The sequence below is a fragment of the Nocardia sp. genome, assembly GCF_025465275.1.
Classification (GTDB): domain Bacteria; phylum Actinomycetota; class Actinomycetes; order Mycobacteriales; family Mycobacteriaceae; genus Nocardia.
This window is the reverse complement of record NZ_JAODNK010000191.1, coordinates 31,664-44,220: the sequence shown is the minus strand read 5'-3', so window position 1 is coordinate 44,220 and position 12,557 is coordinate 31,664. Positions and strand designations below refer to the sequence as shown.

Below are 12,557 nucleotides of genomic sequence, written 5' to 3'. Positions count from 1 at the left end.
CCTGCCGTCACCACACCCGATAGGGCAAGGTGGCGGCATAGGCGTTCGTCCGATCCACAGCCACAGTGAGCCGCAACTGCCAATCGCCGGCGAGTGGAACCTGAACAGGCTGGGAGACAAAGTAATCCGGTCCCAGCTCGACAGGCTCCACACGCCGGAAAGGCACCTCGATAGAGCCGATCCGGCCGTCGCCGCGCACCAGGCGGGCACTCAGTTCCAGCGCACCGGCCGGAACGCCCTGCGAATCCCGCAGGTGCACAGTGAATTCCTGCCGCCCGGTATGCGCGCCATCCACCGCCACCGCGGCGCTCAGGGGGCCCAGCTGCGCATTCAGAGCGGTCGCCGGATCGTAGGTCTCCCGAGCCGGTGCCACCCCGGTCAACAACGCGCTCACCACGAGCACGGCCACCTGTACGCCGAATTCGATCCGAAGCAGCGCCCCGGATCTCTTGTGCCGCCGCATATCAGAGGACGCCGGTACTTCAGACCGGCTGACCCGCCGAGCCACCAGCGCAGTACCGGCCGCTGCTCCCACCAACGCCAGTTTCAGCAACAGCAGCAACCCCCACGACGTACTCCACAGCGCCGCAAGCGGACTCACCGCCCGCCACGACTGGAATATGCCCGTGACCACTACCAGCGCAACAGCCCCCGCAGCCACCGGGCCGAACCGACGCACCACCGCCGCACGGCCGGGCGTCCGCCACACCAGCAGCACGATCGCTACTCCACCGACCCACACCGACATTCCGACCAGGTGCAATACCGTCGAACCCACCGCAGCCCAGCGATACTCCCCCGCCACCGCATGCCCGGACACCGCCGTCGCAGCCACCACAGCTCCAGCGGCCACCGCGATGACCGGGGGCCACTGCCCCCACCCTGCCGGCACCCACCCACTGACCTTGTACGCGCGATATCGCCCTCCGTCATCCCGGCATGCTTTTGGCCGGGATCCACACTGACCGCGCTCCACCTGGTTTCGCCGGATTCCGGACAGCGGCGCACCGGAATCGTGCGATGACTGCGCCCAGTACCACCAGCCGATCGCCAGCAGCACCGCGGCGGCGGCGCGGACGAGCGCGGCCGTGCCGAGTATCGAGGTCGCCGACTGCACCCAGACGTGCGGCTCACCCCATCCGGCCGCTCCGGCGAGCCGTCCTGGGGTGGCGGCGAAGATCAGCAATGACGCCACCACCACGGCGACCGCGCCGATTCGGGTGAGTTGCAGAATCCCACGGCCCCGTAATCCCTCCCGCCAGACCAGCCGGGCCGCCAGCGGAACCCCCACGGCCAGTGCGACTCCCGTGTAACCCAGCCCAGTGAGCAGCCGAACCACTGTGTCCAGCGCCGCCACCAGCGGATCCGGCGGCGCGGCGGTCAGCGACAGGTCCGGCGGCGTCCCGATGCCGAAGACGATCGACCCCGCCACCACATGCCCGTCCGCCGACAGCAGCGACCAGCCCAGCAAATAGGTCCCGTCGGGCAGCCCGGAGCGCAGCGGCACGACCACCGTGCGCCCGCCGTCGGCGGTCGTCACCCCGCCGGTATCGGCCCGCACGCCATCTCGATCGGCGACCGTCACCGCATGCTGCGCCGCTGTCACCGGCTCGTCGAAAGTCAGCGAAACCCATTCTGGCGCATGCTGCACCGTCGCCCCGTACGCCGGATCGGAACCCACCAGCACCGCATGCGCGGCAGCCGACGCCACCCCGACCCACAGCGCGGTGACAACAACACCGAGCACGCACAGCGCTCGGCCGATGATCTTCACCCTCTGCGGGGCCACCGGAGCCGCGGTGCGGCAGCCAGTGCGACAGCAAGGCCGGAGGCCACCAGGGCGGTCACCGAGATTCGCCCGGCTGCGCCAGAATCATGCTGTGGCACAGATTGTTCCGATACGGCGGCGGGATCACCGTGGTCGTGTGCGGCCGCCAATCGCAGGGTGGGTGCGGGCTTGTCGGGTGTGGTCCCGTCGGCGGACCGTTCGATCCACGAGACCACGGTGCCGTCGCTGTAGGTCTGGATGGCAGGGAACACCAGTTCGCTCACATGCGGGAGCGGGCCGACCAGCAGCTTGAACTCACCGAACTCACCGGGGCCGATCGACGCTCCGTCGCGGGCGGTGAAGGTGACACTCGCGACGTAATCGGAGACCTTGCCGCCGTGCCCGTTGTCGACCGGCGTCGCGAGAGTGGCGCGGTGCTGCTCGACCTGCCAGCCCGGCACCTGCTCGCTCCGCACCACGGCCAGCGGATTGTCCTTCGGCAGTGTGAGTTCCACCTTCACGGTGCCCGCTGTCGCCGACTCCGTGGGCACCCGCACGGTCAGGACCGCCATCCCGCCCGGCGCGGCATCGGGCGCACTCACCTCGACATGCGCGGACGCCACTCCCGAACCCGCCAGCACCAGCATCCCGGCCGCCGCGGCGATCACGGTCCAACGTACGTATCTCACACTCCACCTTCATTTTCGACGTTCTCATCCACGATCTGCGCCGCGTCCAGCAGTGCAATGACCCGGCCCTCCCGGACCACCAGCACCGGCCCGGTGTGCCCGGCGATCCGTGCCGCGGCCCCGGCCAGCGACTCGGTGGTGCCGACAGTCGGAAGCGGCGCGCCGAGATGCCCACTCACCAGGTCGTCCTCGGGTGCGCCCGAAAGGGTCTCAGCGGTAATGGAACCGAGCACCTCGGCTACGACGGCCGGTCCGGATGCCTTGCGCTGCAAGACCACCGGCAGCGCCGTACCCGAACCGAGGAGCTGCTTCGCCACGGCCACGGTCGCGCCGGACGGAACCGCCACCGCGGTATTCGCCGTATCGGTGAGCCCGGCAAGATCCCCGACCGTCCGTCCTTCGACAGCGGATGTCAGCGGAAACCCCAAGGCCCCCAACCATTCATCGCTGTAGTACTTGGACAGATAGGCGCGACCCGAGTCCGGTGCGATAACAACCACCACATCCTCGGGCCCGAGTTCCCGGGCAATGCGCAGCGCCGCCACAATGGCCGTCCCGGACGAACCTCCCAGCAGCAGGCCCTCCTCCCGGGCCAGCCGGTGCAGCACCCGAATCGCATCGATATCGGGAATCCGCTCGATCCGATCGACTACGTCCCGGTTGTAGGAATCCGGCCACAGATCGGTTTCCGTCGCCGGATGCACAAAATGCCCGACCGCTTCGACGTACCAGATACGACCGTCGCCGCCGCCGTACACCGAGCTCTCCGGATCGGCCCCGATCACTCGCACCGCACCGCCGGATGCCTCCTTCAGATATTCGCCGGTCCCGGAGATGGTGCCGCCGGTCCCGATACCTGCCACGAAATGCGTTACCCGCCCCTCGGTTTGGGTCCAGATCTCCGGACCCGTGGTCGCGCGGTGGGCGGCCGGATTGGCAGGATTGTCGTACTGCCCGGCGAACCACGCGCCCGGAATCTCCGAGACCAGCCGCAAGGCGACAGTGCGCAGATGCTCTGGATGATCCACCGGCCGCAGCCCGGGCGTCAGATGCACCTCCGCACCGTGTGCACGCAGCAACTGGACCTTCTCGCCGCTCACCCGGTCCGGCACCACCACAATCGTCCGGTACCCGCGAGAGGCGGCGACCGCGGCCAGCCCCAGCCCGGTATTGCCCGAACTGGCCTCCACCACGGTCCCGCCGGGGCGCAGCTCACCGGACTCCTCGGCGGCCAGCAGCATGGCGCGCGCGGCCCGATCCTTCACACTGCCGCCGGGATTCAGATACTCGAGCTTCACATAGACGGTGGCGGTTATATCGCCGGTCACACGGTTGAGCCGCACCAGCGGCGTATTGCCGATGGCGTCGGCAAAGGAGTCGTACACGCCCGCGGCGCGTGGGGAGACGGTGGTCATGCGGCGGCCCTGCCTGTCTCGCCGAGTGCGATGAACAGCTCCCGGCGCAATCGAAGATATTCCGAATGTTCGTTATCGCGCGGGCGCGGCAGCTCTATTGCCAAGTCCCGCACCACTTTTCCTGGACGCGGCGTGAACACCACCACACGGTCGGCCAGGCGCAGCGCCTCGTCGACATCGTGGGTGACCAGCACCGCGGTGAATCGATCACGCTGCCACAATCGGGCGATCTCGGCCTGCAGGGTCGCGCGCGTCAGCGCGTCCAATTTGCCGAGCGGTTCGTCCAGTAGGAACAGGCGCGGCCGATTCACCAGTGCCCGCGCCAAGGCCGCGCGCTGCGCCATACCGCCGGACAGTTGCGCCGGATAGGAATCGCGGAACCCGTGCAGCCCGACCAGCTCCAATGCCTCCGTCACCCGATCCCGGTCGGCGGCCGAAGTGCCGCGCGCCTGCGGACCGAGCGCCACATTCTGCTCGACGGTGCGCCACGGGAACAGCATCGGATCCTGAAACATCAAGGCGCGATGCGGATCCGGGCCCGCAATGGCGGACCCGTCGGCGCATACCGTGCCCCGCGACGGCCGGTCCAGCCCCGCCAGCAGCCGCAACAGCGTCGACTTCCCGCACCCGGACGGCCCGAGCAGAGCCACGAACTGACCCGGCTCGATCCGCAAGGACACGTCGGTGAGCACCCGCAGCCGCCCCAATTCCTGTGCCCGCGTCGGTGTCGGCGCGGGCCGCCCGAACACCCGGTCCAGCAGCGTCCGGCCGCGCGGCCCGGCCACCGCGAACTGGTGCGACACTCCCTCGATATCGACCGCGATACCGTCGTTCACCATCGCACCAGATCCTTCTGCCAGGCCAGTGCGCGATTGCGCAGCCGGAACAGTCCGAGAATCGCGGTACTCGCCACCACGATCATGATCAGAATCGCCGCGTACATGCGCGGATACGCGGCCCAGCCCTTCGTCCACTGGATGTACCAGCCGAGACCGTTCTTCACACCCAGCAACTCCGCCACCGCCAGCGCCGCCAGTGAGGCATACAAACCCATGAACACCCCGGTGAAAATGCTCGGCAGCGCACCGGGCACGGCCACTCGCCAAATCAGAAACCGATTCGACGCACCGAGCGTCTGTGCCACATCGAAGTACCCGCGCACCACACCCGCGATCCCGACGCGAGTCAGGAACGCCACCGGGAACCACACCCCCAGCGACACCATGAACACACTGCCCAGATAGGTACTCGGCGACAGAATGAACACCAGCGGCAGCAGCGTCGCCGGCGGCACCGGACCGATTGTCTGGAGCAGCGGATTCGCCCAGTAGGCAACGGCTTTCGACCAACCGGTGGCGATGCCGGTGATCAACCCGCCGACCACGCCGATGGCAAAACCCGTCAGCAACAGCACCAGTGAATGCCACGTGCAGGAAATCAGCAGCCCGCCGTCCTCATAAAACACCAGGAGCATGTGTTGCGGCGACGCGAAATGCGGAGGAATCAACCATCCGGTCTTGGCAGTGCTCCACTCCCACAACAGCATCCACGCGGCCAGTACCCCGATCCACGGCGTCCAATGCCGTAGTAGCACGGTCACACCACGACGCCCATACGCGACAATGCCCCAGACACCGAACGCGAAAGTCCATGCCGCGAAACCGATTCCGACCGCCTGCGGCGATGCCGCATCCAGCCGATCCGGCACCGCCAGCGTCACTGCGGCAGTAAGCGCCCACAGCGACCAGGACAGCACGAACCCCAGCGTCGGCGGATACCGCCGCGCAGCGCTCGGCGACGGGACGCTGGTAGCGACGGTGTTCGGTGAGGCGGCGCTCGGTGAGGCGGCAGCGGCGTCCGGTGTTTCGGCGGCACTCACCGGAGCTGTTGTCACCATGTCAGTCCCAGGTCGGCGTAGACCTTATCGGCGAGCACTCGTGCATCCGTCTTCCGATCCAGATATCCAGTCTTGGCGAACTTTTCGATCCCGGGAGTGATCTCGGGTTTGAACTTCACCGCGGACGGGTTGTACCCGTAGGTTGTCAGCGTCTTCTCCACCACCGTCCGGTCGGCCGCCACATACTTGTTGTCCGCCTCGATGGCGGCGGTCTGCGCCAGGTTCGCCCCCACCCAGCGGCTCCCCTCCGCCCATGCCGTCACCAGCGCCCGCGCCGTATTCGGATCCTCGCGCAGCAGTCGGCCATTGATGGCGGTCGCGCAGCAGAACAACTCCCGGTTCGCGCCCGACTGATTATTGGTGAGCTCGCGAGCCTTCCCATTCAGCCTGGGCAGCAGCGCATTCGGGTCACTGCCCGCGACCGCGGCGATCTCGCCCCGGGTCAGCGCATCCCCCAGTTGATCTCCGGGAAACACCCGCCACTCCACATCCTCGCTGGGATTGATCCCCGCATCCAGCAGATCCAGCGAAAAGAACGACATGGCCGAATCCCCGATGGCCGCCACGCCGATCGTCTTGTTCCGCAGCTCCGCAATCGATGTGATCGGACTGTCCGGCGGCACGATGATCCGCAGGCACCCCTCGTGCAACCCCGCCGCCAGCTTGGCGTCGATCCCCTGCTCGATCGGCTTCAACCAGGAGAAGAAGATCCCCGGCGCGGCATCCAACTTCCCGGCGCCCACCGCATCCTTGATCTCATCCGACCCGGTCTTGACGACCTCCACCTCGAGCCCGTGCTTATCGAAGATCCCCTGATGCAGGGCCGCGAACAGCGGCGCCTCACACACTCCGCCGCCGTATCCGATCTTCAACGCCCGATTCACCGGCCCCGACCCCGGCGTCCGCCGCGTCGTCAGCCAAGCCGTCACACCGCCGCCTGCCACGACCGCCGCGGCAATCCCCACGCCGGCGAACAGCTTTCGCCGCGACAAGCCCGGCACCTCCAGCTCCGCCGGCGTCGCCAGATCCTCGGATTCGTCATCCACCGTGTGGCCGGCCGCAGAAGTCTCCGCCGCGACCTCGGCCGGTGACTCGCGCGAATCCCGCTGCCCGGCGCTCTCGTTGGCAGGGTTGTCGTGTGCTGGTGCGTTGTCGTTATCGTTGGCCATGGCTGGGGTCCTCCTCATCTCGGCGACCTCCCCACACCGTTGTTCGATGCCCGGACGCCACCCGCTCCGACGGATCGCCGGAGCACAGCTTTGGTCAGAGTCGCAAAACCCGGCTGCCGCGAACAGATTTCGAGTCACCGCGAGCACAAGTCGGCCATCCCGCCCCGCGCTCCCCACCGCGGCGCAGATCGTCCCGAAACGGCAACAGGCCCGGCGTATGCCGGGCCTGTTCTCATTGCGAGGCAGCGGTGACGCCGCCGGGTGCGGGATGAATTCCCCTCACACATGGGCCAGTTCGTCGGCCAGTCTGGCGGTGATGGTGACCAGCACCCGCGCCGCGATGGCGCGATCCTCGGCCGAAACGGTGCTGTAGGCCCGCTCGACAATGGCACCGGTTTCGCCGCGGACCTGGGCGACCAGCGCCCGGCCGGCATCGGGGACCTCGATTCGAGCACCGGGCAGCTCGGCCACCAGACCGGCGCCGACCAACGCGACCAGCGCGGTCTCGACCGATGCGGGCGGCCACTGGGTCATCCCGGCAACACGGGCGATGTGCGCGGTCCGCTCGACGGGGGCATCGGCGGCCAGCGCCTGATTCAGAGTGATCCACTGCTTCTCGTCGACGGAGGTGCCCGCCAGCGCGCGGGTCAGGATGGCGGTGTGGTGCTTCTCGACCTGGCCGATGATCGAGGGGTTCAGGGTGGTGGTCATGTCGAGCTCCTTCATCAGGCGGGGCGTTCGTGGTGATTCATATTCTGACACTGAGTTCCATTCGTGCGCAAGTCTCAATCAGAACTAAGTTTTTTTCGTGCCCGAGAACCGATTCCGCTACGATCCCTGCCATGGCAACCGTCGACCGCTCCCTCCCCCTGCGCGAACGCAAGCGGCTCCGCACCCGCCGCGCCCTCGCCGATGCGGCGCTGCGCCTGTTCACCGCGAAAGGCTTCGACGCGACCACCATCGAAGAACTGGTCGACGAGGCCGAGGTCTCACGCAGCACCTTCTTCCGCGCCTTCCCCTCGAAAGAAGCGGTGGCCGTCGAATCCGAGACCGAACTCTGGTCCAATTACCTTGCGACACTGGGAGATCGGGACTACACAGGGCTGGTCATCGACGACCTTCGCGACGCCCTGATCACCACAGCCGAAGCCCTCGACCCGGACTGGGATCACCGCTACCTCACCACCCGCCGGTTGATCCTCACCGCACCGGCCCTGCAGGCCAATGTGGAGTACTACCGCTCCGGCGTCCGCATCGACATGATCGCCTGTCTCGCAAGCAAACTCGGCCTCGACCCCGACGACCTCCGCCTGCACGTCCTGGCCGAACTGACCACCGCCGCCTGGAGCGTGGCAGGCCGCCAGTGGGTCCACACCGACGGCGCCGGCGGCCGCGCCACCCTCACCGTCCGCCTGCGCGACGCCTTCACCGCCATCCCCGCCGGCCTCGACCTCACCGCACCCCCCGGCCGCTGACCCCCGGCGAACACACGAAAAGGCCCCCGATGCTGCTACATCGAGGGCCTTTTCCTGGAGCCGCCTGCGAGAATCGAACTCGCGACCTTTTCATTACGAGTGAGCCCGGAAGCGTATTCCGGCGTCCATTGAGGTCCGGCAGATCCAGGTCAGAGGCTCTTTCACGTCCGGCCAGTACCGACCAGTCCAGCCCGCGCGTGCCTGTCTTGGCACACTCTCGGCACGCTAGACATATCCCCTGACCTGGTAATTTCAGGGGCCACGGCAGGTAGTCCAATCCGTGACAGCGGAAGACCCCCGGTACCGAGCAAGGACCGAGGGTCTGTATCCGAAGGGTTAGGTCGACTGGCACCACCCCTTCCCGTCGCCCAATCTAGGCAGGGCCGCCGCTGACACCGAGGGCTCATCCTTGCTCGGAATCCAGCGCACAGCGTCACCAGCGCTGAACTCCGCCGCAACAGTCACTGCCTGCCCCTCGGACAGGTCCACCCCGAACGCATCGGGTGTCACGCCTACGACATCCGCGACCATCAGGCAGACGGTGGATCTGATCTGACGTTTGTCCCGGATCAGGGTCCAGCAGTCGAGTGCGGGTACGTGAGCGATCCAATGCGCGCCGCAGCAATGAACTTTCACCAGGTACTGCATCGTCTCACCCCCGACCCTGCGGAACGATGCAATCGACCCGCGGACTCGAGTACCAGCAACGCTGCGTCCTTCTGCCTGCACCGAACCGATTCGTTGTGCAGGTGGATCTGCGAAATTCGGTGTGCCGCTTCGACGGTGAGCGGACCAGGATCGAAACCGCAGTGGTCGTAGTACGGATAGTCGTTTGGTTCGTCAGAGCCGTTCTCAAACCGGATCGCAACCCGAACGGTGGCGTAGTCCACGTTCACGACGCCACCCCCAAAGCATCGGGAGCCAAAAAGCCGGACGGTATGGCGAACTCGGGATGAGGATTCAAGCTCAGGCGGTACATCACCCGTTCGCCCGTGAACGCCGACCGGCCGTGCAACCACCTGTGGTTGTGCAGCACATACCCGTGTCCCGGTTCCAAAGTGAATTGGCACGCGTGGCGGTCGATAGCCGCGTCGAGCATGGGGAGCCACCGCGAGATTTCCGGCGAGTACTTCGCCAAGCCGTCCCGCCGGTATCGGACCCGGATCCGGCCGCCCTGAGCGCGCTCGAAGATCGAGCCCAGGTGACCGGAAGCTCCACCGAACAAGACGGTCCGAGGCTGGGACAGCGCCCGCAGGGCTTCCGGCTCATTCCGGGCGAGATCGCCGTACACGGCGCAGCCGTCGATCGCGACGCATTCACCTCCGGTTGTGCTCTTGCGACCACACACGACGAGCAGCAGCGCTGGAGGCTCCGGGACCCCGGACCGGTCGGTGTGCGGAGCTAAGGCACCAATTCCGAAGCCCTCGAATCCAAGCCGCTGCGCGAGCCCTGCCCGATGCTCCAGCGTGGTTACCCCGTCGCCGTCGCTGTCGCGGTGCGGAACGATCCGCCCGAGAGACGCCCCCAACGTGACCAGTTGCGCCCGTGTACGAATTCTGTCGAACCTGGCGAGCCCATCAGCAGCGAGCCCAGCCGCCACCCCTGCCGCCCAATCCTGCTGTAAGTCAACGAACATGGCTCAAACCGTGCGCTCGGCACGTTGGCCGTGTCCACTGACAAACTGTCAACGCCAACCCCACAGCCACCCGGCCGGCGCGGTGCTAGCGTCGCGAACATGACCTCCGGATACGTGCCGCACCTGTACTCGATCTCGATCAAAGGCGTAGTCGTTCGTGATGGACAAGTGCTGCTACTGAAGAACGAACGCGACGAGTGGGAGCTGCCGGGCGGCCGGATCGAACCGGACGAGACGCCAGAAGAATGCGTGGCGCGAGAGATCACTGAAGAGACACAGTGGCCCGTGACCACCGGCCCGATTCTCGATACCTGGATGTACTACATCAACGAGGCGGAGAAGAACGTCTTCATCGTGACCTACGGCTGCTATCCGGACACTGACGCTGAGCCCGTTCTCTCTCATGAGCACAAGGAAGTTGGACTCTTTCGTGAGGACGAGATCTCCGGACTGAACATGCCCGACGGCTACAAGCGGTCGATCATGACGTGGTTCGCCCAGTTGAGGGCAGCAGAAAGCGTCTAGGACAGACGATGGCCGATAGTAGGTGCCGGGCGTGCGGGGTGGCGATAGGGCGCTACGCGGAAGCCTCCGTGTGCCCCACATGCGCTACCAATAGCCAGACTGGCAGGTCTGTCGTCGTTCGTACCGCGCCCATCGCGTCGGCTGTCTGGCTGTGGTCCACACCGGAAGCCGCTACCGCAATCGCAACTCGTGACCTCCCCACGATCCTCCGGGCATATCGACGCATCAACGGCACCAGTCAGGCAGCACTGGCCGAACTACTCGGCTACGACAACTCGTATGTGTCGATGCTCGAAACAGGTCGCAGGGTCATCAGCGACGTAGGAACCCGCAGACACATAGCCACACGGCTCTGCCTCCCTCCGCATGTCCTGGGCGTGACCGACGTCGACGACATCGAATACCGGGCGATGCTCCAATTCGGGGACAGCACAGTACGTCTCGCCGAGATTGCCAGGCAGGCTGGGCATGCTGTGGAAGCCGTCAACGAGTTGTGGCCGCTGGTCGCTCGCCTGGAGGCCAGAGCGTCTGAGGGCCGCATGGAACGTGACAGCCTGATCCTGTTGGCCCAAGCGCGCGTAGCACTCGGCGTTTCACTCGGCACTGTCCTACCCGAGGAAAGACTATCGGCGGCCGCCCGCTGGACCGGCCAGGCGGTGAAAATTGCCGCCTATCTCGATGATTCACACTTCTACGCCCATACGCTCAGGATGCACGGGAACGAGCTGCGCAAGGCCGGACATCCTGGGGCGGCAGTCGCGCGACTCGACCACTCTCTTCAGCTGTCCAGCGATCCAGCCGACCAGGGCGGTTCGCTCGCCTTCCTGTGCAGAGCCGCCGGGGAGCTCGGCGACGCTGACCGGTTCGACACAGCACTCAGCGCCTACCGTGGTCTGCTCGACCGGAACACAGGCAGCGGCTTACTGTTCCAGCCCTTCACATTGCGGGAGATCGAGTTGCGGGGGCTCATGGGCACCGGAAGGGTGCCTGATGCCTGTCGGCTGGTCAGTCGTCAGGCCGGCACTCCGGCGGCCCCTCAGTGGTTCATCATCGAGCGCGTCACGACGGGCGAAGTCCTCATCGCCAGTCAGGAAATCGTCAGTGCTGCACAGGCATTCACCGATGCGATCGAATCTGCGGAACGTCATCGACTGCCGCACCAAATTCAGCGGGTGATTCGAGCAACCACGGCAGCAGGGATGCTTAGCTTGGCCGACGAAGCGGGAGCCGCTCTCCATCGCATTCGAGCCATGCTCGCGGCGCGATAGGTAACCCGATCAACCAGCGGTTTCAGCAGTAGCGCGGCGGCTCACAGGTTGTCGCCGCGCACAGATACGTTGATCACATGACTGAGCGAGCTTGGGTCACCTACGACGACAACGCGAACGAGACGGTAATTGATTGGCTGCGCAGAGGATCAGGCTGGGCATCAAGGGCTTTCTTGATCCCGCAGAAGCGTTGGAGCGATCCAATCTTGGATGACTACGCCAAGAACGGCAATGTCGGCAGTGACAAGGGCAACCAGGCACAATCTGGTGGGCCGGTCTTCTGCCTCGGCCCAACACTGAAACTGCTTGAGCAGGCCGTCCACGTAGCTGGCGAAAACCGACTGGGCATTGTGGAATGGTCCGCACCTCTTATTCGTGGGTGGGCCGCCGCGACCGGTGCGGTTAATCTCGCCACCGGAGCGATCGAGCCCACTCCAAACGATGAGGCACAAGCCGCGCTTGAAGAACTGGCCAGGATCGGGTTCCTGCGTCCGGAGCCATTCTACAAAGCGAAGCGGGTCGAACCGGTTGCAACCTTGAAAAACGCAGGATGCGACCTGTATTACGTACAGACCTATCTGATCGCTCAGGGCCTGACCCACACCGACGTCGCAGGGGCAGCCAAGTACTTCGATAGGCCGCCGACCAACTGGGATGTCTGACGCAACTGAGCCCCAGTATCATCACTGAATCAACGTCCTGAGATACCACAACT

The 12,557-nt window shown here is 65.9% G+C and carries 13 protein-coding genes and 1 pseudogene; 5 read left to right on the top strand and 9 right to left on the bottom strand.

The window, feature by feature from the left end; translation table 11 throughout:
* Positions 1-7 precede the first annotated feature (7 nt).
* The 7 genes from JWN03_RS39255 to JWN03_RS39225 all read right to left on the bottom strand — a co-directional run bounded on the left by JWN03_RS39255 (position 8) and on the right by JWN03_RS39225 (position 7,649).
* The gene (locus JWN03_RS39255) at positions 8-1,789 is read right to left on the bottom strand and encodes a copper resistance CopC/CopD family protein (RefSeq protein ID WP_297626498.1); all 1,782 of its coding nucleotides are present in this window, start codon (positions 1,787-1,789) and stop codon (positions 8-10) included.
* Positions 1,771-2,457: a YcnI family copper-binding membrane protein gene (locus tag JWN03_RS39250; RefSeq protein WP_297626495.1), complete on the bottom strand. Its 687-nt coding sequence runs from the start codon at positions 2,455-2,457 to the stop codon at positions 1,771-1,773. The genes JWN03_RS39255 and JWN03_RS39250 overlap by 19 nt, the downstream gene beginning before the upstream one ends.
* On the bottom strand, positions 2,454-3,872 hold the full coding sequence (locus tag JWN03_RS39245) for a PLP-dependent cysteine synthase family protein (RefSeq protein ID WP_297626493.1): 1,419 nt from the start codon (positions 3,870-3,872) through the stop codon (positions 2,454-2,456). The genes JWN03_RS39250 and JWN03_RS39245 overlap by 4 nt, the downstream gene beginning before the upstream one ends.
* Positions 3,869-4,711: an ABC transporter ATP-binding protein gene (locus tag JWN03_RS39240; RefSeq protein ID WP_297626490.1), complete on the bottom strand. Its 843-nt coding sequence runs from the start codon at positions 4,709-4,711 to the stop codon at positions 3,869-3,871. Before JWN03_RS39240 ends, JWN03_RS39245 begins: the two co-directional genes overlap by 4 nt.
* Positions 4,705-5,751 carry an ABC transporter permease gene (locus JWN03_RS39235; RefSeq protein WP_297626488.1) on the bottom strand — a complete coding sequence of 349 codons (1,047 nt, stop codon included), beginning with the start codon at positions 5,749-5,751 and terminating at the stop codon, positions 4,705-4,707. The genes JWN03_RS39240 and JWN03_RS39235 overlap by 7 nt, the downstream gene beginning before the upstream one ends.
* Before the next feature lie 11 nt (positions 5,752-5,762).
* Positions 5,763-6,938 (bottom strand): ABC transporter substrate-binding protein, encoded by a 1,176-nt coding sequence (locus JWN03_RS39230; RefSeq protein ID WP_297626485.1) that lies wholly within the window; start codon positions 6,936-6,938, stop codon positions 5,763-5,765.
* Between the two features lie 279 nt (positions 6,939-7,217).
* A complete protein-coding gene (locus JWN03_RS39225; RefSeq protein ID WP_297626483.1) occupies positions 7,218-7,649 on the bottom strand; it encodes a hypothetical protein in 432 nt (143 codons plus the stop codon).
* A gap of 131 nt (positions 7,650-7,780) precedes the next feature.
* On the opposite strand from JWN03_RS39225, the gene JWN03_RS39220 reads away from it, so the two are divergent.
* Positions 7,781-8,413: a TetR family transcriptional regulator gene (locus tag JWN03_RS39220; protein ID WP_297626480.1), complete on the top strand. Its 633-nt coding sequence runs from the start codon at positions 7,781-7,783 to the stop codon at positions 8,411-8,413.
* Between the two features lie 336 nt (positions 8,414-8,749).
* Here the strand turns inward: JWN03_RS39220 and JWN03_RS39215 are convergent, their stop codons facing one another.
* Both JWN03_RS39215 and JWN03_RS39210 read right to left on the bottom strand, forming a co-directional pair.
* Complete coding sequence (locus JWN03_RS39215; protein WP_297626477.1) at positions 8,750-9,061, bottom strand: hypothetical protein; 312 nt, start codon at positions 9,059-9,061, stop codon at positions 8,750-8,752.
* Between the two features lie 244 nt (positions 9,062-9,305).
* The gene (locus JWN03_RS39210; protein WP_297626475.1) at positions 9,306-10,049 is read right to left on the bottom strand and encodes a TauD/TfdA family dioxygenase; all 744 of its coding nucleotides are present in this window, start codon (positions 10,047-10,049) and stop codon (positions 9,306-9,308) included.
* A gap of 99 nt (positions 10,050-10,148) precedes the next feature.
* On the opposite strand from JWN03_RS39210, the gene JWN03_RS39205 reads away from it, so the two are divergent.
* The 4 genes and pseudogenes from JWN03_RS39205 to JWN03_RS39195 all read left to right on the top strand — a co-directional run bounded on the left by JWN03_RS39205 (position 10,149) and on the right by JWN03_RS39195 (position 12,504).
* The gene (locus JWN03_RS39205; RefSeq protein ID WP_297626471.1) at positions 10,149-10,574 is read left to right on the top strand and encodes an NUDIX hydrolase; all 426 of its coding nucleotides are present in this window, start codon (positions 10,149-10,151) and stop codon (positions 10,572-10,574) included.
* 8 nt (positions 10,575-10,582) lie between these two features.
* A pseudogene (locus tag JWN03_RS45655) lies at positions 10,583-10,879 on the top strand (helix-turn-helix domain-containing protein); the annotation flags it as partial.
* A gap of 72 nt (positions 10,880-10,951) precedes the next feature.
* Positions 10,952-11,842, top strand: a complete 891-nt coding sequence (locus tag JWN03_RS39200) for a hypothetical protein (RefSeq protein WP_297626468.1) — start codon at positions 10,952-10,954, stop codon at positions 11,840-11,842.
* Positions 11,843-11,919: 77 nt separating this feature from the next.
* Positions 11,920-12,504: a hypothetical protein gene (locus tag JWN03_RS39195; RefSeq protein WP_297626465.1), complete on the top strand. Its 585-nt coding sequence runs from the start codon at positions 11,920-11,922 to the stop codon at positions 12,502-12,504.
* Positions 12,505-12,557: the final 53 nt, after the last annotated feature.